This window comes from Desulfobulbus rhabdoformis (genome assembly GCF_016919065.1).
GTDB lineage: Bacteria > Desulfobacterota > Desulfobulbia > Desulfobulbales > Desulfobulbaceae > Desulfobulbus > Desulfobulbus rhabdoformis.
Map to the genome: position 1 here is coordinate 18,929 of NZ_JAFFQA010000005.1, position 23,084 is coordinate 42,012.

Consider the following 23,084-nt stretch of genomic DNA (forward strand, 5'->3'; position numbering starts at 1 on the left):
GGCTTTTTTTTGGTGAACAACTACCGGCGAGCATGATGAAGGAAGATCAACTGGAACGAATCAACTCCAACAATTCTTCAGCGCTGATCCGTGTACTCATATCCGCGCCTTCAAGCAGGGAGTTGGCCAGATCGCGTTTTTCCTGATGCAGGCGGACGATCTTTTCTTCAATGGTCCCCGCTGTCACCAACCGATAGACCGTCACCGGTCGCTTCTGTCCTATACGGTGGGCACGATCAGCGGCCTGATCTTCTACAGCCGGATTCCACCAGGGATCCATATGAATAACATAGTCTGCCGCGGTGAGGTTCAGCCCCAAACCGCCGGCTTTGAGACTGATCAAGAAGAGATCCCCCTCACCCTGCTGAAAACGCTCCACCTGGCTCTGCCGCTCTTTAGCCGGAGTCGTTCCATCCAGATACTTATAGGCAATCCCTTTACTATCGAGGTATTCACGAATAAGTGCCAGGTGCCCGGTAAACTGGCTGAAGACCAGTGCCTTATGGCCACCGCCAAGCAACTCATCAACGGTTTCGGCAAACACCTGAAGTTTGGTCGAAGAGATCTCCACCTGATCATTAATCAGACGCGGATTACAACAGGCGCGACGTAGACGCATAATCTCTGCCAAAATACGCAGATGCCGCCCGGTCTTTTCACTGCTGCCTTCAATATTCTCAATTGCCTGCTGGCGGAGTGCTTCATAAAACTGCAACTCTTCGGGCTGCATCTCCACCCTGAGCGTAATCTCTGTCCGCGGGGGCAACTCTTCAAGGACCTGCGACTTGATACGCCTGAGCATAAAGGGACGAATAAGCTTTTTCAGTGTCCGCCGCGCTTCCCGGTCATGATACTTTTCAATGGGAATACCAAAACGGCGATTAAACTGTTTGAAGGTTCCTAACAGTCCAGGATTGATAAAGTTAAAGAGATTCCACAACTCACCCAGGTGGTTTTCAATGGGAGTACCTGTGGTGATAAGCCGAAAACGGCTATCGAGTTGCATGGCCGCTTTAGAGCGCTTGGTGGCCGCATTTTTAATAGCCTGGGCCTCGTCCAGCACCACGGATTGCCATTTTACCTGACTCAACAAATCAATTTCCTGCTGCAAGAGGGTATAGGAGCAGACGAGCAGATCAAATTTCCCCAGAGTGGAAATGATTTCATCCCGGTTTGACTCGGAGAACATATGAAACTTAAGGGTAGGCGCAAAACGCCGCACCTCTGTTTCCCAGTTCATGCAGACGGAAGTCGGTGCAATGACGAGGGAGGGGCCGAGATGGGCGAGGCTGAGCACCACCGTGATCGACTGCAGGGTTTTACCCAAACCCATGTCATCGGCCAGACAGGCCCCCACACCGAGGTGGGCCAGTCGACTCATCCAGGTAAATCCCTCTTTCTGGTAGTCACGCAGTTCAGCCTTGAGGGTGGACGGCTCTTTGGGATTCATATCCTGGACATCGGCGATGGACTGGAGTCGCTCCCGCCATCCCTTATCGGCATTGGTCTGTGCCTGATGTGTGAGTTCTTCCAGAGCGATGGCCGCCAGGGGGTGAATCTTTACCTCATTGTCATCGCCAGCCTGACTGTTGCCGTAGAGAATGAGTTCCTCAAGGCGGTTACGAAACTCCTGGGTCAGAGCCAGAAACTGCCCTTCGCCCATGGGAATGAACCGGCTCTGCGACTCCCGCACCTTATCCAGCAGGGTTTTGAGTTCAATGACCTCATCCTGATCGACCTCTAGCTGGCCGGTCAAAGAAAACCAGTCCTGCTGACTGGTGCGAATATTCAAATTCAGCTGATTGACACCAGCCTGACGCCGTACAGCGAGTTTCTCCCCCTCGGGCCACTCAAGTATGACCTTATCCTTGATCTCTTCAAGCTCGATAAGGACCTGGAGGCACTCTTCCGGATCCAGCAGATGCCACTCACGCTTGTTTTCCTGCTCAAAGTCAATGGCCAGATCAAGCATGGGGCAACTTTCTTCAATTTCGCGGGCCTTTTCCTCCTCCAGCCGCAGGTCTCGTTTGGTCCGGTAGCGACGCCCATCGATCTCAGCCATGAGATTAGCCACCCCGGCACCGGGTTTAAGATAAGGTCCACCGTGCTTGAAAGGTCGCACAAAGAATTCGATGCGAAAACCGCTTCCGTACGGAATGATATGGACATAAATAGAAGGATCACTCTCGACCTGTTCGGCAGGCACACCTTCCTCCGGCACCTCGATAGCCGAATGCACGGTCATAAAGGAGGCTATATTGCCGATGGCATCCAGCACCTTCTTGCTGGCGGCAATGGGCACAAGCAAGCCATCGCGACCGGTTATTTCAGCCACCTGCCGGTGCTCATCGCTTATTTTTATAATGCGATAGCGAGTGGGCGTCTCCGGCCAGACCGCCACATTGCCCTCGCCGATATCCTGGGAAAAATGAATAAAGAGGGAATCCCCTTTGCGCTCCACCACCAGCTCCGGCTCACCGGAGACAATTTCCACCGGAGTCTGCGGCGATCGTTTCAAAAACACATGGGGATGGCCGACCAGGGCGGGCAGAGACAACTCCTGATTAAAGACGTAGCCCCCATTTTTGCTACTCTCCCCTGACTGGTAGAGAGCGGCGCTGATCTCCCGATCCTGATCGGTGAGATAATCCATGGCATGACGTACCAGTCGCTGAAAGGCTATGGTTCTGCCCTTGGTCCAGCCGCCACTGCTGTTTTTTTTCTGTTCTTTGGGGTGGAGTTCAAGCGTTCCGTCAACATAATCCACCATCCAGCTTAAACGGGTCAAGCGCTCGGGTTCACGAATCTTGGTGGAGAGATCAATCAGTTCCTGGAGACTCTGCTTCCAGGTCGCGTTGGGGGCTATGATATGGGTCAGATAGCGGCTTTGCAGGGTGTCGGAGAGGTCTTGGGCTGCCCGGGCAGCCTTCTCCTGGCTGGAATCCAGGGTGGACAGCAACTCGGCTGATTCCATGGCAACCCAGAGATAGCCATTGGCCCGTGCCTGATTGTAGAGTTCCTTAAGCTTTTCCTGAAAATTTGCCGGAATTTCGATCCCCATCCAGTGGAGGCACAAAAGCGCTACAAGAGAACTCAAACTCCGCTTGTCTTCCACCAGGTCTTGGGTAAGGGCCAACATATCGGGCATGTTCTCGTCTGAGGCATAGAGCACGGCGTCGATAAAACGGTAAGGAACCTCTTCCGGACAACCATTACAGCGCCTGAGTACGGTATTCACGGCCACTTGTACCCGTTGTCGATCGCCTTCTTCATCACGCGCCAGTAAAGCAAAGACACAGAAGAGTCCGGTAATGCCAAAAAAGAAAAACGGTTGGTTGCCTGCATACTGTTTGAGGTGATCAAGATCCTCATCAAAGAGTTTAAGGGCGGACTCGGTATCCCCATGCAAAAAGGCGACAGTGCCTGCAAACCCAGAGCCTTGAAACGAATCGCTGTAGTCGGACAATAACTGCTGCAGTAGGGCAAACTGCCCCTGTAAGAGATAAATAGATGCCAAAAGCCGCCGAAACGGGACCCGTTCATCCGGGGAGACGGTTTGTGCCTGCTCATTGGCCAGATAGTCCATAACCCGCGGAAAATAATGAAGCCGTTCCAGCGAGTAGCGAATGACTTCATCCAACAAAAAAAACTGAAACGAGCCGGGGAGCGAGGCAAACCATTTGGGCCCAAAGGCACGGGCAGCCACAAGCACTGCCGGAGGATCACTTTTGAGATGCTTATGCCCCTCGTGCTCCCAAAAGAGCAGCGCCTCATCCATTTTGTCGAAATTTTGCCCATACAAACCGATACGAAACTGACGGATCGCCCGCCAGCAGCGAGTGGACCATTTTCCGTGGGTGTAATCCATTGGGGCTGCTCGCTCAACCAGGGAGGCAATACGTCCAAACCGTTTAAGACGAATGGCCTGGCGGGTCAGCGCTTCAGCCAGAATTTTGGGGCACTGGTTTTTGCTGCTGAGAAACCCCTTGCGCCGCAGGCGGGCCACCATTTCGCTGACCTCTTCACTGCTTGGTTTCCGATCCCCGAGAAAACTGGGGACCAGACTATTGAGACAGCGAGCAAGAAAGCTTGCGGAAACGGGTTCATAGATTATGGAAACGAGCTGAAGCAGGAGTTGTTCTGCGGCAGGGAGTGCCTTCACAGCCTGCATGTCAACAGTGTTCTTGGATGTCTGAGTTGGTCGGGAGGAAGGGGTGGAAGATTCTTTCAAAATACCTGATTGGACTGAAGTTAGTTTTAATCTCGCTTAATGAACGAGCATTTTCACAAAAAAAAGACCTGAATCCATGAGCATCCTCCGTCACGAATTCAGGAAAGGCTTCTATGTACCCGAACAGGGATATTAAAGCACAGAAGCGGAAAAAAGGACACGCCCTTAAAAAGAGCGTGTCCTTTGTCTGGAAATATGTATAAAAAAATAATTACTGTAACATCTGGTTATTGATCCAGATTTTGGCATCCTTCTGGAGTTGCCCCAACCAGGATGTCAGCAGAACATTTTTTTGCGCAGCCAGGAATTGCTGCTCAAGACTTTTGCGTTTACTCTCATCCAGCTCACTCTTGCCGATACGAGAATCGGTAATCTCATAGATATAAAAAAGATCGCCCTGGGTTAACACCACTTCCGGCAAGGTCCCCAAACCAAGGCGGGCAAAGGCATCCTTACGAATGATCTCAGGAAGTTCCGAATCACCCATACGTTTAACATAGTCCCCCTCTTTTTTCTCCAGCCCTGCAGGCCAACTGTGTTTTTCTTTTAAAGAGGCAAGATAGGTCTCAGCCGCCTTTCGGGCAAGCTCTTTACTTTTTTCCTGCACATAATCTTTTTCAACCTGCTCCCGCACTGCAGCCAACTCAGGCACCTCGGGCTCTTTGACATCCTCTGCAAAGATGATGGCATAGCCTGAGCCTGTTTCAACAATGGAACTCAGTTCGCCTTTTCTCAGGGCAAAAGCGGCCTGCAGAAACTGTGCATCCTTCACCATGGTCATCTCTGGAGGAGCCGCCTGAGCAAAAAATTCTGTATGGGCAATAGACACATGCTCCTGTTCACTGTATTTTGCCAGACTTCCGGCCCGAATAATGGCCTCGTAGGTTGTCGAGGCTTTTTTAAAGGCCAGCGCATGAGCATCTTTTTGTGACAGCTTTTCGCGAATGGTCGCACTGACCTCGTCAAAGCTACGGGTTTTTTCGGGCTGCACTTCCTCAACCTTTATGAGATGGTAGCCAAAAGGCGAGGCAACGACGCCACTGAGTCCACCGGCTTTAAGGGAGAAAGCAGCCTGATCAAAGGTAGGGACCATCTCGCCACGGCCAAAGAACCCCAAGTCTCCCCCACGATCTTTCGAGCTGTCTTCTGAGTATTTTTTTGCCATCTCGGCAAAGTCGGCCCCAGCCTGAATCTCTTTGAGAACCTTTTCAGCTTCAGCTTTCTTAGCCGCTTTGACCTGTTCATCTGCACCTTCTGCCACCTTAAAAAGGATATGACGAGCCCTTCGTTTTTCTGGCACCTGGTACTCTTTGAGGTGATTTGTATAATAGCTCCGCAGGGTCTCCTCACTCAGTGTCTCAGATTGAGCAAAATCATCATAAGCAAAGCTGAGATAGGCAAGTTTTGCCTGGGGCGCAGTTTTATAGGAGAGTTTATGCGCTCCATACCACTCTTCGAGTGAGGTGTCATTCACCTCAACCTCCGCCCGGTAGGCCTTCGGGCTGATTTCGGCGTAGTTCAGCTTGAGTTCTTGATCCAGATAATTAAGCCAGTGTTGCATCTCGGCTGCAGGCATCTCGGCAAAATCACCGATCAACTCTGTGGTTCGGTCAAGCAGAAGATCGTTGGAGATACTGTTTTCAAAGGTCGTGGGAGAAAGACGGTTCTGCTCCAAAACCGATTGGTATTGGTCCATATCAAAATGACCATTGCGGGTAAACGTTGGAATCATTTTGATTTTACGCTGGATTGCCTCTTCACTGATATGGATTCCAGCGGCTTCAGCCCCCTGGCGCAGCAATTCACGCTGCACCAACTGCTGCGCGACCTGCTCCTTGAGATGGATACTCTTCAGAAAATTTTCTGGCAGTTGCCCACCGAACTGCTGCTGATACTGGTCGGCCGCACGATCATAGCTCTGTTGAAAATCACGAAAACCAATCTCTTTCCCATTTACCACCGCCATGGCATTCGAAGAATTTCGTAGCTTTCCACCCACCCCCCAAAAGATAAAGACGAGGGCGATAATGACAACCACAGCCTGAATGACAAGTGACTGGGCATTTTTTCGTATGATATTCAGCATGATAAATGAATCTCCACAAGCGCTCGATTAAATGTGTACATTTTTGAAGCTGGCATTATGTTCAATTTGTCAGCAAGTTACCAGAGAAAAATGCGTTGATACCACAGCAAAAAATGCCTGAGACCTCATTCAAAAAAATAAGGGTGTTTGCTTGACAAAGCCCCCCCCCTATAGTAATTAACTTGTGATTTTTTAGAATAGGATTTAATTACTCATCAATAATAAACACTTCGGCCAAGGAGGAACACATGGCAAGTATTGAGCACAAAGGTAAGAGCTACGAGGTAGACGAAGACGGCTTCCTGTTAAAAGGTGCTGAGGAGTGGGACGATAACTGGGTAGACTACGTAAAAAACGTAGAGGGTATCGCCGAAATCACCGATGAGCATCAGAAAGTTATCGACGCTCTGCAGGAGTACTACAAGAAAAATGGAATTGCTCCCATGGTTCGTATCCTTTCCAAAACCACCGGTTTCCCGCTGAAACGCATTTACGAGCTGTTCCCGTCTGGCCCTGGTAAAGGTGCCTGTAAGATGGCTGGTCTGCCGAAACCTACCGGTTGCGTCTGATCCCATCGCAGATTTGAGTTGCACAAAAAAGGCTGCCCCTTACAGGGCAGCCTTTTTTATTGCCTTGTTTTCAATCGAACCTGATTGGTACCGCCTCCCGAATTAAAATAGCCCTTCCTCTGCCCCTGTATTCTTTTACTTTTCCACCACAGATTGGCCTAAAGGAGCATGTTTCTGCCGTCTTGGCTAGAATGACATCTCGAGAAAATGTGCATGATAGCGAGTCAGGTCCGCGCCACATTTACCGCAGAGAAATTTAACTTCCCCAAATATTTCGGTTGAATTGTCCTCGGGCGTAAAAGAGCCATCGGAATTTTGCATGTAGTAGGTAGTCACCAGAACATTTTCGGCGACTTCGACAAAATTTGTTGTATTCCCACACTGTTGACAGACGATACGTCCTGCAGGGTCACCTGCGGGAATTTGAAGTTTTTTCATTCGTTGTTGTGGTTCAAAAAAATTGAATTCATTGGGGACAAGAAGCCTTCCAACAGAAAAGATCACGGATTCCGGTTACAAACCTGCTATAATACAGGGGAACTCCCCCATTTCTCTAGCCAGAAAAACGAATCTCAAAAGAATCGAACTCCCCGGTTGCTGTTTGATCATTATACTCGACTTTGCTCACTTGCGAAAAGGGAGAACCGACATGAAGCCAGTTGATGAATTGCTCAACAATCATTCGCTCCCCTTCAGCCAGAACCTCGACGGTTCCGTCAGAGCAGTTTCTCACCCAACCAGAAAGCCCCAGCTCCACCGCTGCCTGCCTGGTGTAAGAACGAAAGGCAACACCCTGAACACGCCCATGCACCTTGGCCCGTATGCAATATGTCGGGTTCATGCTTCCTGCTCCACAAGTTGAAGAAACTGTTTTTCATCAAGGATATGCAATCCCAAGTCTTCAGCCTTTTTCTGCTTGGAGCCTGCCTTTACCCCAACGACCACATCTGTGACTCGACCAGAAAGAGTGGAGGCGACCTTGGCGCCGAAACGCTTTGCCAGTTGCTTGGCCTCTTCCCGGGAAAGTTGGTTTAACGTGCCGGTAAAAACAAAGACACGCCCCTCAAGTACACCTTCCTTTGTTCTCCCGCCCTTTGGACATATTCGCACTCCAGCCTGTTCAAGCTCCTGGAGGAGTTCGAGCGTGGCGGCATCACGGAAAAACATAAAGATAGACTCTGCGGTCTGCTCTCCGATGCCTTCAATATGAACCAATTGCTCTCTGCTGGCATGCATCAGGGCAGGTAAATCAGAAAAATGAGTCCCGAGCAGTGTCGCTGTGACCTCGCCGACACGACGAATACCAAGCGCGGTAACCAAACGCTCTAATGTGAGTTCTTTTTTTTCCGCAACCGCCTCCAGAACTTTGTTGGCCGATTTTTCTCCCCAGCCATCAAGCTCAGCAAGGAGGACAGGATCAAGTCTGAAGAAATCAGCAGGCCCTTTCACCAGCCCCTTGGCAACGAGTTGCTCAACATTTTTTTTCCCCAACCCATCAAGATCAAGCCCGTTTTTCCCAGCAAAAAAGATGAGCTTTTGTAACTGTTGTGCCGGGCAAAGAGGATTCACGCAACGCACCACGGCCTCATCTGCTTTCTCGACCAGAGGCTGACCACATTCAGGACAGTTTTGGGGGAACTCGATGTTTGTTTCTGTTCCCTCCCGTAGGTCGACCACCGACTTGACCACTTCCGGAATGACATCACCAGCCCTTTGCACCAGAACGGTATCACCGATACGCAGATCCTTGCGCAGAATCTCCCCCTTATTGTGCAGGGTAGCCCTTCGCACCATCGCCCCATTCACCTCAACAGGCTGCAGGTGGGCAACAGGTGTAACGGCTCCGGTCCGTCCGACTTGAAATTCTACGGAATCGATTTTGGTCGTGGCCTGAATGGCAGGAAACTTCCAGGCAACAGCCCAGCGCGGAGCCCTGGCTGTTGCACCTAAACGATCCTGCAGCGCCAGCTCATCCACCTTGACCACCATACCATCAATCTCGTAGGCCAGTTCGTGACGCAGCTCAAGCATGTTTCGGTACTCCTCCTCTACCTGCGTAATACTCTGGCAGCACTTGATAAGAGGGTTGACCGGAAAACCGAGCTTCCCGAGGGCACGCAGAGTTGCCTCCTGGCCGGTTGTCGCCAAAACCTCGGGGACGGAGGCCACCCCATAGACATAAAATTGCAGGGGACGCTTGGCGGTTACCTTGGGATCGAGTTGCCGCAGGGAGCCGGCAGCAGCATTGCGGGGGTTGGCAAACAACGGTTCGCCCTCTTGTTGCCTTTGCTGGTTGAGCCGGGCAAACCCCTCTTTGCCTAAGAACACCTCACCGCGAACAATCAACTGTTCAGGAATCGTGTTTCCCTGCAGGCTCAAGGGTATCGAGGCAACAGTCCGCAGCTGTGCGGTCACATCTTCACCGATAAGGCCATCTCCCCGGGTGGCACCAAGGGTAAACACCCCTTGCTGGTATACCAGCTCAACCGCCAGGCCATCAAGTTTCGGTTCACAGATATAGCGCAAGCTATCGGCAGAGTGAAGATAGCGAAACAGCTTTTCCTCGAAGCTATAGAGTTCCTCAGCATTGAAGATATTATCCAGGCTGAGCATGGGAAGAACATGCTCAGCCTGCTTAAACGCAGCAACAGGCAAACCGCCGACGCGGTGACTGGGCGAATCCTCGGTGACCAAATCGGGATACTGTGCCTCAAGATCAAGCAATTCCCGAAACATTTGATCGTACTGCCCATCTGAAATAAGCGGATCATCCAACACATAATAACGGTGCGCATGCAATCCAAGCTGCTGGCGCAACTCCTGCAATCGCTCAACGGCTTGCCCCTGCTCCACAGCTTACATATCCTCCATCAGAACGCCGCCTTTAGCGATGTTTTCACGAGAGTTCTCATCAATGAAAATGAGAATGGCCTCTTTGGGTTTGTTGGCAACCTCTGAGATGACATCGGTCACGCCTTTGGATATCTTCTGTTTCTGTTCTTTGGTAAGCTCTCCAGCTACACGAATACTGACGTAGGGCATACTGCCTCCTGCTATGGTTGGTAAATGGTGTTTGAGCTCTTCAGGCTTGCTGACAAGACTAAGAATCCTTCCTGAAATGCATTTCGCAGATTTTTGCGGGACAAACACCGGGAACACGGGTAAAAGATAGCAAACTTTCTCAGGGAAGTCGATCGTAAGGCGGATTCACGGTCCATCGATTCGCTTTTTATTCCGGGCCAGTTGAGGCCCCCTATACGTACTCACAGTTGCTGAATCCACAATATCGAAAGCTTTTCTCCCAGGAGTCCATCACATGCATGTTATTGTTACCGGTGGTGCCGGATATATAGGAAGCCATACCTGCCTTGAACTGCTCAGCGCGGGACATACGGTGAGCGTAATTGACAACCTCTGTAACGCCTCCCGTGAAGCGCTGAACCGCGTGGAAAAACTCACCCAAAAAACGATTCAATTTTACGAGGTGGATCTTTGCGATCTTGATCGTCTGCGCGAGACCTTCGGCAAAATAGAAGGAGCCAGCGCAGTTATCCACTTTGCCGGTTTAAAAGCCGTTGGAGAATCAGTTGCAGAACCCCTACGTTACTATCAGAACAACCTGATCTCGACACTGAATCTTTGCCAGGTTATGCAGGAAACCGGTATTGGTAACATTGTTTTTTCTTCATCGGCCACGGTCTATGGGGATCCGGCCTCGGTGCCCATAAAAGAAGACTTCCCCCTCTCCTGCACCAATCCCTACGGGCGAACAAAACTGATGACCGAAGAAATCCTTCAAGACGTTCACCGAGCCAATCCTCAATGGAATGTGATCCTGCTGCGCTACTTTAACCCTGTAGGCGCCCACCCCAGTGGTCTCATCGGCGAAGATCCCAACGGCATTCCCAATAATCTGATGCCCTATATCGCCCAGGTTGCCATTGGTAAACTGGCCCAACTCTCTGTTTTCGGCAATGACTATCCAACCCCAGACGGAACCGGTGTACGTGACTTCATTCATGTGGTTGATCTGGCAAAAGGCCACTTGAGTGCGCTCAATAATCTCAAAGAAAACCCAGGTGTCGCTATCTACAACCTGGGAACAGGTCGTGGATATTCTGTTTTGGAAATGGTTGCAGCCTTTTCCAAGGCCTGTGGCGCCACCGTCCCCTATGCTATTGTGAACCGTCGGCCCGGTGATATCGCCCAGTGTTACGCCGACCCCACTAAAGCAAGGAAAGAACTCGGCTGGCAGGCAAAATTTGGTTTGGAGGAGATGTGCGCCGACAGTTGGCGATGGCAATCGAAGAACCCCAACGGATTTGCCTAATTTAGCTTCTTTTTTCCAAGATAATTCATTTTCTTCTGTGCACAGTCCCCTGCCTGTGGTAAGGACTGTGGCTCGTTTGCCCGGTGCGTGCGGCTTTTTGTATCAAAATACACAAAACCCCACACACTGTTACTTTGTTTATCATTTCAATCCCCATGAGTGAAGATACCCTTTTTGCTGCCGGTAGCCTCGGTGAAGATTTCACCTTCAATGACCGGGTTGCAGAAGTTTTTGACGACATGCTCAACCGCTCCGTCCCGCACTATCGCAGTGTTATTGGGGGAATGGCCCAGCTCCTTGCAAGGCGGTCACAGGATCGGACAACCATTTACGATCTTGGCTGTTCCACGGGAACAACCCTGCTTGAGCTCAGCCGCCAACTGCCAGCGGACCGGTTTTATTATGTCGGTATAGACAACGCCCCGGCCATGCTCGAAAAAGCGCGAAAAAAAAGTGCGGGATTCAACAAAGGTTCTGTAATCAGTTTTTTGGAAGATGATATCACCACCTGCCCTCTTCCCGATGCAGCCGCGATCATCTGCAACTATACCATGCAGTTTCTGCGTCCCATGACCAGGCGAGCCTTTGTCAGGCGTATCTACGAAGCTCTTCCCGAAAATGGGCTCTTTTTTCTCAGCGAAAAAACCATATCCCATGCGACCAAGCTCAACCGCGATTTCATTGATATCTATCATCAGTTTAAACGCCAACAGGGGTATTCAGAACTGGAAATCGCAGCAAAACGAGAAGCACTTGAAAACGTACTTATTCCCTTTTCCTTAGAGGAGAACAAAGCGCTGCTCATGGATGCAGGCTTTAGAGAGGTTGAGCCCTACTTTACCTGGTTCAACTTCACCTCTTTTGTCGCAGTGAAACGAAATGCAACTCTTTGATTTTTTTCCCCAAGCAAAACTTGACCGTATAGCCGAACTCCTTGACCAGAAAAAACGCTGGATCAACCAGGACAAGAAAGGTTTTCTCCGCTATCGGACGCCCATGGAAAAGGTCGCGCATCTGCGAAGTTCGCTGAATGATTTCAGTGGAGAGGTGGTGCGCATCGGTCAAGACTCCGACATACGCCCAGAGGAACAGCAATGCGTCTACGAGGTCTTAAAAGGGTTCATGCCCTGGCGCAAAGGGCCCTTTTCTGTGTTCGGCATAGAAATAGATGCCGAATGGCGGAGTGAACGCAAATGGAACCGTATCCTGCCCAACTTGCCCGATCTCTCGGGCAAGATTATTGCCGACATTGGGTCCAACAACGGCTACTATATGTTTCGCATGCAACCCCAACAACCAGCCCTTGTGCTCGGTTTTGAGCCCTATGTTCACCATTATTTTGCCTTCAATCTGCTGAACACCTTTGCCGGCTGTGAAAACCTGCGCACGGAACTCTTAGGCATAGAACATCTCCCTTTGTTTCCCGATAGTTTTGATGTCATATTCTGCATGGGCATTCTCTATCACCGCCCCTCCCCTATCGCAGCCCTGCAGGAACTCCACACGGCCCTGAAACCGGATGGCTGTCTGATCATCGAATCGCAAGCGATTCCGGGTGAAGAACCGGTCGCACTTTTTCCTGAGCAGACCTATGCCAAGGTTCCCGGAACCTGGTTTGTGCCTACCTCAAGCTGTTTATCCAACTGGCTTAAGCGAGCAGGTTTCTCTCAGGTAGAATGTTTTCAGAGCCATGCAATGAGTCGTGAAGAGCAGCGTCGAACCGACTGGATGGAGTTTGAATCCTATGAGGATTTTATTGACAAGGATGATCCCACGCGTACTATAGAGGGATATCCAGCCCCTCTGAGAGTCTTTTTCAAGGCAAGCAAATAAATGTGCTTCTGCCAGAGAAAACTGCACAGCAAAACCGTCAGACACGTGAACTTTACTTCAGAGAAAAAATCCTTTTTCCTCTCAGATTTGTTGCAATTTTTCTGTTCTTGTGAAAAGCTGACCGAACCACTTTTTGTTGCAGATAACTGAACATCCATGCGGTTAGGCCTCGACACCCCCGAACATATACTGGCTCAATCGCCCCACCTTAAAAACGTCTACACAGGAAAAAATTATGAATGTACAAGACTGCACGTTGTATCACGGCGGCCTGAAAGGCGCTGAGTCGCTTTTTGGTGAGAATGCAGAAAAATATGGGGTTCAGGAAACCGTTTTCACCTTTGATGGGCATCGACTCTACAGGGATAAAAACTCTATCACCTTAAGCGAAGACGATCTTGCCCGTGGAGATATCAGCATGGAGCTGGCCTCCCGGATGATGAACCGTACCTATTATGAGACCGAAAAAATCCGGAAAGTCCTGCAGACTATTTTCCATATGGTTAACAAGGGGCATCAGGTCTTTGTCGTGGGAACCATCCTTGAAGACAACTCCGTAAAAGGTGGCACCGGCTGGGCTGTGGAGCTTGCAAAACTCTTCAATCGGCCACTGCACGTCTATGATCAGAATCAGTCAAAATGGTTTACCTGGAAAGAGGGAGAGTGGCAGGAAGATTCGCCCAAAATTTGCTACAATACCTTTGTCGGTTCTGGAACCCGCTACTTAAGCGACGATGGCATAGAGGCCATCAACAAGCTTTTTGTTGACAGCTTCGGCGAATAGAAGCTCCTCAAAAAATACAAAAAAAACGCTCAGCGAGATGTATCGCTGAGCGTTTTTTTATTGAAATAAAGGTGGAGAGAGACGTGCTCCAAACGGGTCATTTTCCAATGCAAAACTGACTAAAGACCAGGTCAAGAACATCATCGGGTGTTGTCAGTCCAGTGATATCACCAAGATAATCCAACCCACTCTGCACCTCAACGGCCAAGAGATCAACCGGCGCACCGTCCATCATGGCTGTTTCAAGACGACGACAGGCGGCAAGTGATTGTGCAAGAATCGCCTTATGCCGGGTATTGGGAGCACAGTTCATCTGTTCGCAGAGTTCTGCTTTGTCGCCGACGACACACCCATAAACGGTTTCCTGCAACGCATCAATCCCCTGCTGATGTTTCGCCGAAATCGCCACAACAGGGACGCCGCCAAAAACTGCAGCAAGGTTGCTGACCTGTCGCTCATCAACCAGGTCGGCCTTATTGAGCACCACCACATGGGGTTTATCACTGATCGATTGATATAACTCCTCATCACCACCGCCCATACCCGCTGTTGCATCAACCAGGAACAGGACCAGATCCGCTTGCTCCATCTTCTGCCTGGCCCGTTCGATCCCCAAGGCCTCCACTGGATCCTCATGCTGGCGAATGCCAGCGGTATCGATGAGATGGACCGGCACTCCCCGTATGACAAAACTCTCTTCGATGGTATCACGGGTGGTACCTGGAACAGCGGTGACCAAGGCGCGCTCTTCATTGAGCAGGGCATTGAGCAGACTCGATTTTCCTACATTGGGCTGTCCTACCAGGACGACCTTGATCCCTTCCCGTACGATCTGTCCCTGATCAGCCATAGCCAGAAGCTTTTCAAGAGGCTGGATCACCAACCCACGCAGTTGACTGAGCACCTGCTCATGCTGAACAATTTCCACGTCGTCATCGGGAAAATCAATGGCCACCTCCAACAGTGCGAGGATCTGGACTAACTGGCCCCGAACTTCCTCAAGCTCTGCGTATAAGGCTCCCTGCAGTTGATTGACCGCGAGTTGAGCGCTTTTGTCGGTTTGCGCCTGCAGAAGATCGACAACGGCTTCAGCCTGGGTCAGGTCAATGCGGCCTCCCAAGAAAGCCCGTTTGGTAAACTCTCCCTCATCTGCTGGCCGAGCCCCCCGTTCAAAGACCGCCTGCAAAACCTCCTGCAGGACCACATAGGAACCATGGCAGTGCAATTCGACGACATCTTCACAGGTGTAGGTGTGGGGGGCACGCATATACACCGCCAGGACCTCATCAAGTACCTGGCCCTGAACACCTATGACAGATCCGTAGTAGAGGTGATGGCTTGTATACTGGGTACGTGGCTTGTGGGGAACAAAGAGTTGATGCAGGAGGGCGAGGGCATTCGAACCGGAAATTCGAATGATCCCGATCCCTCCTGTTCCGGGAGCGGTGGCAATAGCCGCAATGGTATCAGTCGTTGGATGAACGGCCACCGTGGCCTCCACGACGTTTTTTCGAAGAGGAACGCCGCCCTTTACCTGGTTTGTAAATCAACACTTTTTTGAAGAGTCCTTCACCAACAGAGCGGCTGCGCACGCCCTTATCTTCCTGAAGGATCATGTGCACCACCCGCCTCTCAGAAGGATTCAAGGCAGGGATCGACTGGGTTTTACCATCTTCTTTGACCTTGGCTGCAAGTTCAACCGCGCGAACTTTCAGCTCTTCAGCGCGACGCTCACGAAAATCGCCGGCGTTCAGCGCCAGCATAATCCGATCTGGCAGGTGGTTGGAGACCATTTTACGCAGGAGATACTGAAGGCTATCCAAAGTTCGCCCTTCAGAGCCAATGACCTGTTCTTGGTTAGGCCCGGTAATATGGCACTGAACCGTATTTTCTTCAAAGTGCACACTGACATCTGAAGGCAACCCCATCAACTCAAGCAGGTGACGTAGATCAGCTTCAATGGCAGTTAAGCCCTCTGCCGAAGGCGGCTCAAGCTGCGTAGGCGGTGCTTCCTGCGGCTGAACAGGGAGGGCCTCTTCAGGTTCAGTTTGAACCGGTTCAGAAGGCTCCTCCACCACCGGCTTGGCTTTCTTCTTTGGGCTTGGCTCCGGTGTATCCACTGGTTCTTCCGCTCCAGGAGCTTGTCCCATTGGCTCGGAAGGTGCTGCTACGGCCTCGGCTTTTTGTTTTTGGGGAGCAGGTTCACTTTCAACATCCTGCTTCACAGCTTTTGGCTGCACCCGGATATGCGCTTTTTTCTTACAGAGTCCGAAAATACCGGCAGATCCTGTCTCCAGGACCTCTATATCGAGATCCTCACTGGAGGCACCAAGTTCCCGGCAGGCCTGCTCAATAACTTCTGCTATGTCTTTTCCGAAAAAATCTTTTCCTTTTCCCATATGTATCCATCGACGTCTGAGGTTCAGGCCTTTACTTGCCGGTTAATCAGATACTGCTGGAGAATCGACAACAGGTTGTTGACAAACCAGTACAGCACCAAACCGGATGCAAAGTTCAGAAACATAAAGGTAAAGACTATCGGCAAAAATTGCATAATTTTCGCCTGGCTCGGATCAGCGGTTGTCGGGGTCATTTTTTGCTGCAGATACATGGATGCACCCATCAGCAGAGTCAGTACCGGAATACCATGCAAGTAAGGGATATCAAAGCCGATCATAAGCCGATCAGGAGCGGAGAGATCGGTGATCCAAAGCATGAACGGAGCATGGCGAAGCTCAATAGCCGCCATCAACACCCGGTACAGAGCGAAGAAAAACGGTATCTGAATTAACATCGGCAGACAGCCGCCAAGAGGATTGACCTTGTAGGTTTTATACAGGGCCATCATCTCCTGATTCATTTTGGAGGGATCGTCTTTGAACCGCTCTTTGAGTTTGGCGATTTTGGGCTGCAGCTTTTGCATATTTTTCATGGACTTCATACCCTTCTGGGTAATAGGCCAGAAAACCAACTTGATGAGGATAGTCAGAAAGATAATAGAAAAGCCGTAGTTACCGAGAAACTGATGCAGAAAATTCAGCATCCAAAGCATGGGCTTGGCGAGAAAATCAAACCAGCCGAAATTAACAGCCTCGGCCAGGTCATACCCATAGGTCTTGAGAACATTGAGTTTCTTAGGACCGAAATACAGGGTGTAGCTGTAGGTTTTGCTTTCACCACTGGCAAGCGAGGCAATCCCCTCGGAAATTACAGAACGCACATGGGCCTCTGAGCCCTGAAGAGTCACAGAGTGGGCACCATCGGTGGTGGGGGCCACAGAGGTCATAAAATAGTTGTCAACATAGCCGGTCCAGCTGACCTGCCCTTGCAGAACGAGAGGTCCATCTTTAAGTTTTTTCGGCTTGGTTTCGACTAACTCTTTGTTGATATAGGCAGCGGGCCCGGAAAAAAGGTAGCGACTGGTCTTGCTGGTATGTTCGAAGGGTTTATTGGCAAGTGACAGGGCCGGAGATACCTGAAGAGCCTTATCCGTGGTGTTGACCAGAGTATAGGTTATATCAACGAGATAGCTGTCTCCACGAAAGGTTAAGCTGCGCTCGATGCGTACCCCTTCAGGTGTGGTGGCTGACATTGCCAGGCTTGCCGTGTCGGTTGGTTGAGCGACATTCACGCTGTCTGTATCTGCATGGAATACAGGAAGGTTGACAGCAGCCCCATTATCAAGGGAGAAGAGCACCGGCAGATCAGCGGGGTTTTGTCCGGTGACCAGCTGCATCGGCCCGGAGTCTTTATCGTGGGTATTACGGTATTTTTTGAGAACAAAGCTCTGCAGACCACCTCCCTGCTCATTGACGACGGCAGCATACAGTGGAGTATCGATGGAGATTTCACGCGCGTTGGGATCCACCGGCACGGTTGGAATATTTGTCGCTTGCGCTGGTGCAGCGGCCGGGGTTTTTGTTTGAGTTCCCTCCACTGATGAAGCCTGTTGCTCCGTCTGTATCGCTGCCTGCTCGGCTTGAGGGACGGGTTTGACAAAAAAATACTGATACCCGATTAAGATGAAAAAGGAGAGGACAATAGCCAAAAAGGCTCTCTGAAGATCCATAATCTTATTTACCTAAAAAAGCCTCGTAACACGAGGCACTGACGAAAGAATGTGGGCCACGATCTTCATTTGACAGGATCGTAACCGCCTCGAGAGAAGGGATGACAACGCAAAATACGCCAGGCTGCCAGAAGCGTCCCACGGAAAACACCATATTTGCTCACGGCTTCAATGGCATACTGGGAACAGCTGGGGACAAAACGACAGACAGGAGGAAAGAGGGGGGATATAATGTACTGATAACCTTTAAAAAGGGCGATCAAGATCATCCTGGGAAACCTTCGCCAGGTGTTTTTAGTCTTCGCCCCGGGACGGGGATCTGTTGAATGATGATCATCTGCGGACATCGCCTTCCACCCGATTTTGATCGCTGGTAATTGCTAGCAGTGCACTCTGGACAGTTTCCAGACTATCAAATGAAAAATTGGGCCGGATGGTCACAACGATATCGCAACAGGAGGGGAACTGTGTGCGGTTACACCGAAAAACCTCGCGAACCAGTCGTTTGATTCGATTTCGACGCACCGCATTGCCGACCTTCCGTTGGACACTTATTCCCAATCGGTTCCATGGAAGTGCATTTGCCAGTATGATAACGGCAAAGCCAGGACCACGATACCGTTTTCCGGCCCGATAGACGCACTGAAACTCCCCTGTTGTTCGTATAAGATGTTTTTTGGGGAGTGTATTCCGATTCAATCGAATCAGGCAGCCAGCTGTTTGCGCCCTCTGGCACGTCTTCTGCGAATGACGGCCCGACCATTTTTAGTTTTCATACGTACGCGAAAGCCGTGGGAACGTGCGCGTTTGGTGTTGCTGGGCTGAAAGGTCATTTTGCTCATAATTGTTTTCCTTTATTGCAAATATTCGTGGATAAAACGGCAGATTTAAGCCCCTTTCTCCTCGTGTTTTTCACACTTTCCTGATAGGTTTTCCGGCCGAATGCGGCCTTGGAAGAATAGGGGAATGGGACAAAAGGCGGACAGCACTCCATCTTTTGCCTGTAAAAAGGAATCTATTCTAATCATAGAGAACCATTTCTGTCAAATTATTTCCATAAGACCGACATTTCAGGTATCCTGAACCAACAAAATGTGGCAGAAAGGGGGTCAATTTTTTCCTGGCTACCGTTTTTTTCTTTTGCATCTTTTTTTCTTCGTCACCCGCTGTTGCAAAAGATGCTGCCCAATGAGTAGTATGGCTTGCCCGATTTTCCGGCCCAGCTGAACAGACACTACCTTGAATTTTTTCAATCTGAGAGTTCTTTAGATCGTATGAATGAATTTGATATTGCCGTAATAGGCGCCGGGCATGCAGGCTGCGAAGCGGCATTGGCCGCTGCTCGCATGGGATGCCGCACACTGGTCTGCATCATCAACGCAGATACCATTGGCGCCATGTCCTGCAACCCTGCCATCGGAGGACTCGCCAAGGGTCACCTCGTCAAAGAAATTGACGCGTTAGGTGGCGAGATGGCAAAATGCATTGATGCCACAGGCATTCAATTCAGGCGCCTCAACACGAGCAAAGGCCCTGCGGTTCGTTCATCTCGAGCCCAGGCCGATCGTTTGCTCTATCGGCTGCGCATGAAACAGGTCCTTGAAAATCAGCCCAATTTGTCTATTCGCCAGGCGATGGTCGATGAAATTCTGGTTAAAAACGGTCAAGTGGTTGGCCTGCGAACCTCTCTGGAAGAGGAGGTGAGTGTGGGTGCCATCGTGGTCGCCACGGGTACTTTTCTCAACGGCCTGATTCATGTTGGTTTAAAAAATTTTCCCTCCGGGCGGATGGGAGATGAACCCTCCACCAAACTCGCCCAATGGTTCAAGGCCACAGGTTTTGCCGTTGGCCGCATGAAAACAGGCACAGTTCCCCGGCTGGATGGTAACACTATCGACTACTCAAGACTGGAGGCCCAATACAGCGACGATCCTCCGGCCATGTTTTCCTTTGAATCCGATGGCACGCCCTCCCTTGAGCAACGGCCCTGCTACATCACCTACACCAACGAACGGACCCATAACATCATTCGTGGTTCCATTGGCCAGTCTCCGATGTATGCCGGTATTATTGAAGGGGTTGGAGCGCGTTACTGCCCTTCAATCGAAGATAAGGTCATGCGGTTTCCGGAAAAAATTCGTCATCAAATTTTCCTGGAGCCCGAAGGACTGGACACCATCGAGGTCTATCCAAACGGTATTCCCACAAGCCTGCCTCTGGCCACGCAAATTGCCATGGTTCACTCCATACCAGGCCTTGAAAAGGCGCGCATCATTCGCCCCGGCTATGCAATCGAATACGACTATATAGACCCTCGTGAACTGAAACCGAGCCTGGAGACAAAAAAGGTGGCAGGCCTTTTTCTGGCTGGCCAGATCAACGGCACCTCAGGCTACGAAGAGGCTGCAGGCCAGGGACTGATGGCAGCCATTAACAGTGTTCGCTATGTACGCGATCAACCTCCGGTTATCCTTGACCGTTCCCAGGCATATTTGGGCGTGCTGATCGACGATCTGGTTACCCTTGGCACCAAAGAGCCCTACCGTCTTTTCACCTCGCGTGCCGAGTATCGGCTCCTGCTTCGGGAAGACAATGCCGATATTCGTCTGCGCCATATCGGCTATGAGATTGGTCTTGTCGACGAAGTATGCTGGCAAAACTTTCAGAAGAAAGCTGCCTGCATGGAGGCAACCATTAAAAAACTCCATGAAATCCGAATCAAACCACTTCCCGAGGTGAACGAGTTCCTCAGACGCCATGATTCAACACCTCTGTCCCAGGCTGTCAGCTTTGCCGATCTTTTACGGCGACCAGAGATTTCACTGATCGCTCTTATCGAGCTTGATCAGCTTGTCAATCAAGGGGCTATTTTCAACGAAGAGGCACAATCCTATCAGGACGAGATCGGATTGCAGGTGAAATACGAGGGCTATATCAAACGGCAGGAGGAGCAGATCGCACGCTTCAAAAAACTTGAACGGATCGAACTTCCCGAAGACCTTGTGTATAAGGGACTTCCAGGACTTTCCAATGAAGTCGTCGAAAAGTTAACCAAGGTGCAGCCACGTTCCCTGGGCCAGGCATCGCGTATATCGGGTGTCACCCCCGCAGCTCTGTCAGTTCTCCAGATTCACCTCAAAAGGCTCGGACACCTTTAAGGTACAGCTCTTATGCTCGAATACCCCCAGATAGACCCGATTCTGCTTTCCATTGGCCCGCTGGCTATTCGCTGGTACGGGCTCATGTATGTCATTGGATTTGCTGCTGCCTATTGGTTGGTGCTTATTCAGGCACGACGTTTTAGCTGGAAGCAACTCCTCAGCCATATGGACAACCTCAACCTGGCCCTTATCCTTGGCGTTATCCTCGGTGGGCGGCTGGGGTATGTTATCTTTTATAATCCGCTTTATTATCTGCACCATCCTGGGGAGATACTTGCCACCTGGTCTGGCGGCATGTCGTTTCATGGCGGCTGTATAGGGGTAGTGCTGGCGGGATTCTGGTATTGCAGAAAACGAAAACTTGATTTCTGGAAGGCCGCCGATCTCTACGTGGCAACGGTTCCTGTGGGGCTTTTTTGGGGCCGCATTGGTAACTTCATCAACGGTGAACTTTATGGACGGGTTACCTCTGTTCCCTGGGCCATGGTCTTTCCTGATGGAGGCTCCCTCCCCCGGCATCCTTCGCAACTCTACGAGGCCTTCCTGGAAGGTATTGTGCTTTTTCTCCTTCTATGGAGTCTTAAGGCACGCCCCTGGAACAAAAGCCTGAAGAACTGGCCTCATGGCACTCTTCTCGCTCTCTTTCTCTGCGGTTACGGATGCTGCCGTTTTCTCGTGGAATTTTTTCGGGAACCTGACGCTCAACTGGGTTTTATCCTCATGCACCTGTCCATGGGACAACTCCTCAGCAGCTTCATGATTCTGGCGGGGGGAATACTCTATATTGGTCGGAAACGAGCAGCTACACGCTGAACCTGCTGCAGTTGATCGTTTCCGACCACAAACAACTCGAACTATTTGTTGGATTTATTGCACTTTCCCTGACAAGTCTTTACCTGGCCGAAACTTCACCACCCGTCGTGAAGGAATGGGAACAGTCTCACCTGTCTTGGGATTTCTCCCCATGCGTGGCGCACGATCCACAACCGAAAAACTCCCAAACCCCACCAAGGTCACTCGCTTCCCTTCTTTCATCGCAGTTGACAAGGTGGCCAAAAGGCCATTGAGTCCCCTTTCAGCCGCAATTTTACTGATTTGTGCTGATTGGGCGATGGATTCAATGAGATCATTTTTATTCATAGCTTCCCCTCACTTTCATTGGCATAAATTAACCTGCAGCCAGTAAATACAGACTGCCCAACACGGAATAATCCAATAAACAGCAAGGAAACAAAAATAACAATTGTCGGCCTTACCTATGCAACCTTAGGTAATCTTACGCAATCATTAAAATTTCCCTTAATAAATCAAGGCTTTTAAAAGGAGGGAAACAACAGGAGGGATTCAGAGAAAAACGTTTTTTTTTTACTTTGGAAGAATAAACGAGTTGCGCACGACATAGTTGACAAGGTCCACTGTATTTTTCATTTGAAATTTTTTCAGCAAACTTGCTCGATGATGGTCAATAGTTCGAGGGCTGAGGTCGAGCATTTTGCCAATGGCTTTACTGGAATGTCCTTGCACAACCAGTTCCAGCACCTGCTTTTCTCGATCACTGAGAACGACCAGAGGAACTTTTCCCTGGTTACGAAAGGCATGCATGACCTCATCGGTTACATCGGCCGACAATCGAGGTGAGATGTATGACTTCCCCTCACGAATGGTTTGAATGGCGCAGAGCAGTTCTGACTCGGAATCTTCCTTCATCAGGTAGCCATGGGCACCAGAAGAGATAGCCTGATAAAAATACTGGGAGTTGGTGTGCATGGTCAGCATGAGGATACCAATATCAGGACGAATTTTTCGTATGTCCTCCATGGCCTCAAGGCCGTTCAGGTGGGGCATGGCAATATCGAGAATAACCATTTCAGCCGAAGTGAGACGCAAAAAATCCAGGAGTTCGAGCCCATTACTTGCCTCGCCCACAATGCGCAAGGAGGGTTCACGGGCAATAATCGTCTTCAGTCCCTGGCGTATCAGTGTATGATCATCGGCAATGACTATTGTGTATGGTTTCATGC

At 50.4% G+C, this 23,084-nt stretch carries 21 protein-coding genes; 7 read left to right on the forward strand and 14 right to left on the reverse strand.

Annotation, left to right across the window (positions count from 1 at the left end; translation table 11 throughout):
- Positions 1-46: 46 nt before the first annotated feature.
- A complete protein-coding gene (locus JWJ90_RS03665) occupies positions 47-4,171 on the reverse strand; it encodes a DEAD/DEAH box helicase (protein ID WP_240194733.1) in 4,125 nt (1,374 codons plus the stop codon).
- A 271-nt stretch (positions 4,172-4,442) separates the two neighbouring features.
- The gene (locus JWJ90_RS03670) at positions 4,443-6,317 is read right to left on the reverse strand and encodes a peptidylprolyl isomerase (protein WP_205225841.1); all 1,875 of its coding nucleotides are present in this window, start codon (positions 6,315-6,317) and stop codon (positions 4,443-4,445) included.
- 248 nt (positions 6,318-6,565) lie between these two features.
- Between JWJ90_RS03670 and JWJ90_RS03675 the strand changes: the two genes are divergently transcribed.
- Complete coding sequence (locus JWJ90_RS03675; RefSeq protein WP_205225842.1) at positions 6,566-6,886, forward strand: TusE/DsrC/DsvC family sulfur relay protein; 321 nt, start codon at positions 6,566-6,568, stop codon at positions 6,884-6,886.
- 186 nt (positions 6,887-7,072) lie between these two features.
- Here JWJ90_RS03675 and JWJ90_RS03680 read toward each other — a convergent pair whose 3' ends face one another.
- The 4 genes from JWJ90_RS03680 to JWJ90_RS03695 all read right to left on the reverse strand — a co-directional run bounded on the left by JWJ90_RS03680 (position 7,073) and on the right by JWJ90_RS03695 (position 9,928).
- Positions 7,073-7,324: a hypothetical protein gene (locus JWJ90_RS03680; RefSeq protein WP_205225843.1), complete on the reverse strand. Its 252-nt coding sequence runs from the start codon at positions 7,322-7,324 to the stop codon at positions 7,073-7,075.
- 115 nt (positions 7,325-7,439) lie between these two features.
- Positions 7,440-7,727, reverse strand: coding sequence for an acylphosphatase (locus JWJ90_RS03685; RefSeq protein ID WP_205225844.1), 288 nt, complete (start codon positions 7,725-7,727; stop codon positions 7,440-7,442).
- Positions 7,724-9,739, reverse strand: a complete 2,016-nt coding sequence (gene ligA / locus JWJ90_RS03690) for an NAD-dependent DNA ligase LigA (RefSeq protein ID WP_205225845.1) — start codon at positions 9,737-9,739, stop codon at positions 7,724-7,726. Before ligA ends, JWJ90_RS03685 begins: the two co-directional genes overlap by 4 nt.
- 3 nt (positions 9,740-9,742) lie before the next feature.
- Complete coding sequence (locus JWJ90_RS03695) at positions 9,743-9,928, reverse strand: tautomerase family protein (protein ID WP_205225846.1); 186 nt, start codon at positions 9,926-9,928, stop codon at positions 9,743-9,745.
- A gap of 274 nt (positions 9,929-10,202) precedes the next feature.
- Here JWJ90_RS03695 and galE point away from each other — a divergent pair, with 274 nt between their 5' ends.
- From galE to JWJ90_RS03715, 4 genes are all read left to right on the forward strand, one after another.
- Entirely contained in the window at positions 10,203-11,216 is a 1,014-nt protein-coding gene (gene galE / locus JWJ90_RS03700) for a UDP-glucose 4-epimerase GalE (protein WP_205225847.1), read from the forward strand.
- A gap of 155 nt (positions 11,217-11,371) precedes the next feature.
- Positions 11,372-12,109 (forward strand): carboxy-S-adenosyl-L-methionine synthase CmoA, encoded by a 738-nt coding sequence (gene cmoA / locus JWJ90_RS03705; protein WP_205225848.1) that lies wholly within the window; start codon positions 11,372-11,374, stop codon positions 12,107-12,109.
- Positions 12,096-13,049, forward strand: a complete 954-nt coding sequence (cmoB, locus tag JWJ90_RS03710; RefSeq protein ID WP_205225849.1) for a tRNA 5-methoxyuridine(34)/uridine 5-oxyacetic acid(34) synthase CmoB — start codon at positions 12,096-12,098, stop codon at positions 13,047-13,049. Before cmoA ends, cmoB begins: the two co-directional genes overlap by 14 nt.
- Before the next feature lie 235 nt (positions 13,050-13,284).
- A complete protein-coding gene (locus tag JWJ90_RS03715; protein ID WP_205225850.1) occupies positions 13,285-13,833 on the forward strand; it encodes a hypothetical protein in 549 nt (182 codons plus the stop codon).
- Positions 13,834-13,930: 97 nt separating this feature from the next.
- Here the strand turns inward: JWJ90_RS03715 and mnmE are convergent, their stop codons facing one another.
- From mnmE to rpmH, 6 genes are all read right to left on the reverse strand, one after another.
- The gene (mnmE, locus tag JWJ90_RS03720) at positions 13,931-15,322 is read right to left on the reverse strand and encodes a tRNA uridine-5-carboxymethylaminomethyl(34) synthesis GTPase MnmE (RefSeq protein WP_205225851.1); all 1,392 of its coding nucleotides are present in this window, start codon (positions 15,320-15,322) and stop codon (positions 13,931-13,933) included.
- Complete coding sequence (locus tag JWJ90_RS03725) at positions 15,300-16,232, reverse strand: Jag family protein (protein WP_205225852.1); 933 nt, start codon at positions 16,230-16,232, stop codon at positions 15,300-15,302. Before JWJ90_RS03725 ends, mnmE begins: the two co-directional genes overlap by 23 nt.
- A 23-nt stretch (positions 16,233-16,255) precedes the next feature.
- A complete protein-coding gene (gene yidC, locus JWJ90_RS03730; protein WP_205225853.1) occupies positions 16,256-17,902 on the reverse strand; it encodes a membrane protein insertase YidC in 1,647 nt (548 codons plus the stop codon).
- Between the two features lie 65 nt (positions 17,903-17,967).
- Positions 17,968-18,171, reverse strand: a complete 204-nt coding sequence (gene yidD / locus JWJ90_RS03735; protein WP_240194734.1) for a membrane protein insertion efficiency factor YidD — start codon at positions 18,169-18,171, stop codon at positions 17,968-17,970.
- A 64-nt stretch (positions 18,172-18,235) separates the two neighbouring features.
- Positions 18,236-18,601, reverse strand: a complete 366-nt coding sequence (gene rnpA, locus JWJ90_RS03740; protein ID WP_205225855.1) for a ribonuclease P protein component — start codon at positions 18,599-18,601, stop codon at positions 18,236-18,238.
- 5 nt (positions 18,602-18,606) lie between these two features.
- The gene (rpmH, locus tag JWJ90_RS03745; protein WP_205225856.1) at positions 18,607-18,744 is read right to left on the reverse strand and encodes a 50S ribosomal protein L34; all 138 of its coding nucleotides are present in this window, start codon (positions 18,742-18,744) and stop codon (positions 18,607-18,609) included.
- 432 nt (positions 18,745-19,176) lie between these two features.
- Here rpmH and mnmG point away from each other — a divergent pair, with 432 nt between their 5' ends.
- Both mnmG and lgt read left to right on the forward strand, forming a co-directional pair.
- A complete protein-coding gene (gene mnmG, locus JWJ90_RS03750) occupies positions 19,177-21,060 on the forward strand; it encodes a tRNA uridine-5-carboxymethylaminomethyl(34) synthesis enzyme MnmG (RefSeq protein WP_205225857.1) in 1,884 nt (627 codons plus the stop codon).
- 12 nt (positions 21,061-21,072) lie between these two features.
- Positions 21,073-21,876 carry a prolipoprotein diacylglyceryl transferase gene (gene lgt / locus JWJ90_RS03755; RefSeq protein WP_205225858.1) on the forward strand — a complete coding sequence of 268 codons (804 nt, stop codon included), beginning with the start codon at positions 21,073-21,075 and terminating at the stop codon, positions 21,874-21,876.
- Between the two features lie 54 nt (positions 21,877-21,930).
- On the opposite strand, the gene JWJ90_RS03760 is transcribed toward lgt, so the two are convergent.
- Together JWJ90_RS03760 and JWJ90_RS03765 are read right to left on the reverse strand one after the other, a co-directional pair.
- The gene (locus JWJ90_RS03760) at positions 21,931-22,203 is read right to left on the reverse strand and encodes an HU family DNA-binding protein (protein ID WP_205225859.1); all 273 of its coding nucleotides are present in this window, start codon (positions 22,201-22,203) and stop codon (positions 21,931-21,933) included.
- Between the two features lie 225 nt (positions 22,204-22,428).
- A complete protein-coding gene (locus JWJ90_RS03765) occupies positions 22,429-23,082 on the reverse strand; it encodes a response regulator (protein WP_205225860.1) in 654 nt (217 codons plus the stop codon).
- Positions 23,083-23,084: the final 2 nt, after the last annotated feature.

Bases quoted from the DNA above. Each gene is read 5' to 3' on its own strand.
- JWJ90_RS03695 (WP_205225846.1), bottom strand. From the start codon at position 9,928: ATGCCCTACGTCAGTATTCGTGTAGCTGGAGAGCTTACCAAAGAACAG.
- JWJ90_RS03725 (WP_205225852.1), bottom strand. From the start codon at position 16,232: ATGGGAAAAGGAAAAGATTTTTTCGGAAAAGACATAGCAGAAGTTATT.
- JWJ90_RS03760 (WP_205225859.1), bottom strand. From the start codon at position 22,203: ATGAATAAAAATGATCTCATTGAATCCATCGCCCAATCAGCACAAATC.
- JWJ90_RS03665 (WP_240194733.1), bottom strand. From the start codon at position 4,171: ATGCAGGCTGTGAAGGCACTCCCTGCCGCAGAACAACTCCTGCTTCAG.
- cmoA (WP_205225848.1), top strand. From the start codon at position 11,372: ATGAGTGAAGATACCCTTTTTGCTGCCGGTAGCCTCGGTGAAGATTTC.
- rpmH (WP_205225856.1), bottom strand. From the start codon at position 18,744: ATGAGCAAAATGACCTTTCAGCCCAGCAACACCAAACGCGCACGTTCC.
- JWJ90_RS03680 (WP_205225843.1), bottom strand. From the start codon at position 7,324: ATGAAAAAACTTCAAATTCCCGCAGGTGACCCTGCAGGACGTATCGTC.
- JWJ90_RS03765 (WP_205225860.1), bottom strand. From the start codon at position 23,082: ATGAAACCATACACAATAGTCATTGCCGATGATCATACACTGATACGC.
- JWJ90_RS03670 (WP_205225841.1), bottom strand. From the start codon at position 6,317: ATGCTGAATATCATACGAAAAAATGCCCAGTCACTTGTCATTCAGGCT.
- yidC (WP_205225853.1), bottom strand. From the start codon at position 17,902: ATGGATCTTCAGAGAGCCTTTTTGGCTATTGTCCTCTCCTTTTTCATC.
- yidD (WP_240194734.1), bottom strand. From the start codon at position 18,171: ATGATCTTGATCGCCCTTTTTAAAGGTTATCAGTACATTATATCCCCC.
- mnmG (WP_205225857.1), top strand. From the start codon at position 19,177: ATGAATGAATTTGATATTGCCGTAATAGGCGCCGGGCATGCAGGCTGC.
- JWJ90_RS03715 (WP_205225850.1), top strand. From the start codon at position 13,285: ATGAATGTACAAGACTGCACGTTGTATCACGGCGGCCTGAAAGGCGCT.
- lgt (WP_205225858.1), top strand. From the start codon at position 21,073: ATGCTCGAATACCCCCAGATAGACCCGATTCTGCTTTCCATTGGCCCG.
- cmoB (WP_205225849.1), top strand. From the start codon at position 12,096: ATGCAACTCTTTGATTTTTTTCCCCAAGCAAAACTTGACCGTATAGCC.
- JWJ90_RS03685 (WP_205225844.1), bottom strand. From the start codon at position 7,727: ATGAACCCGACATATTGCATACGGGCCAAGGTGCATGGGCGTGTTCAG.
- galE (WP_205225847.1), top strand. From the start codon at position 10,203: ATGCATGTTATTGTTACCGGTGGTGCCGGATATATAGGAAGCCATACC.
- JWJ90_RS03675 (WP_205225842.1), top strand. From the start codon at position 6,566: ATGGCAAGTATTGAGCACAAAGGTAAGAGCTACGAGGTAGACGAAGAC.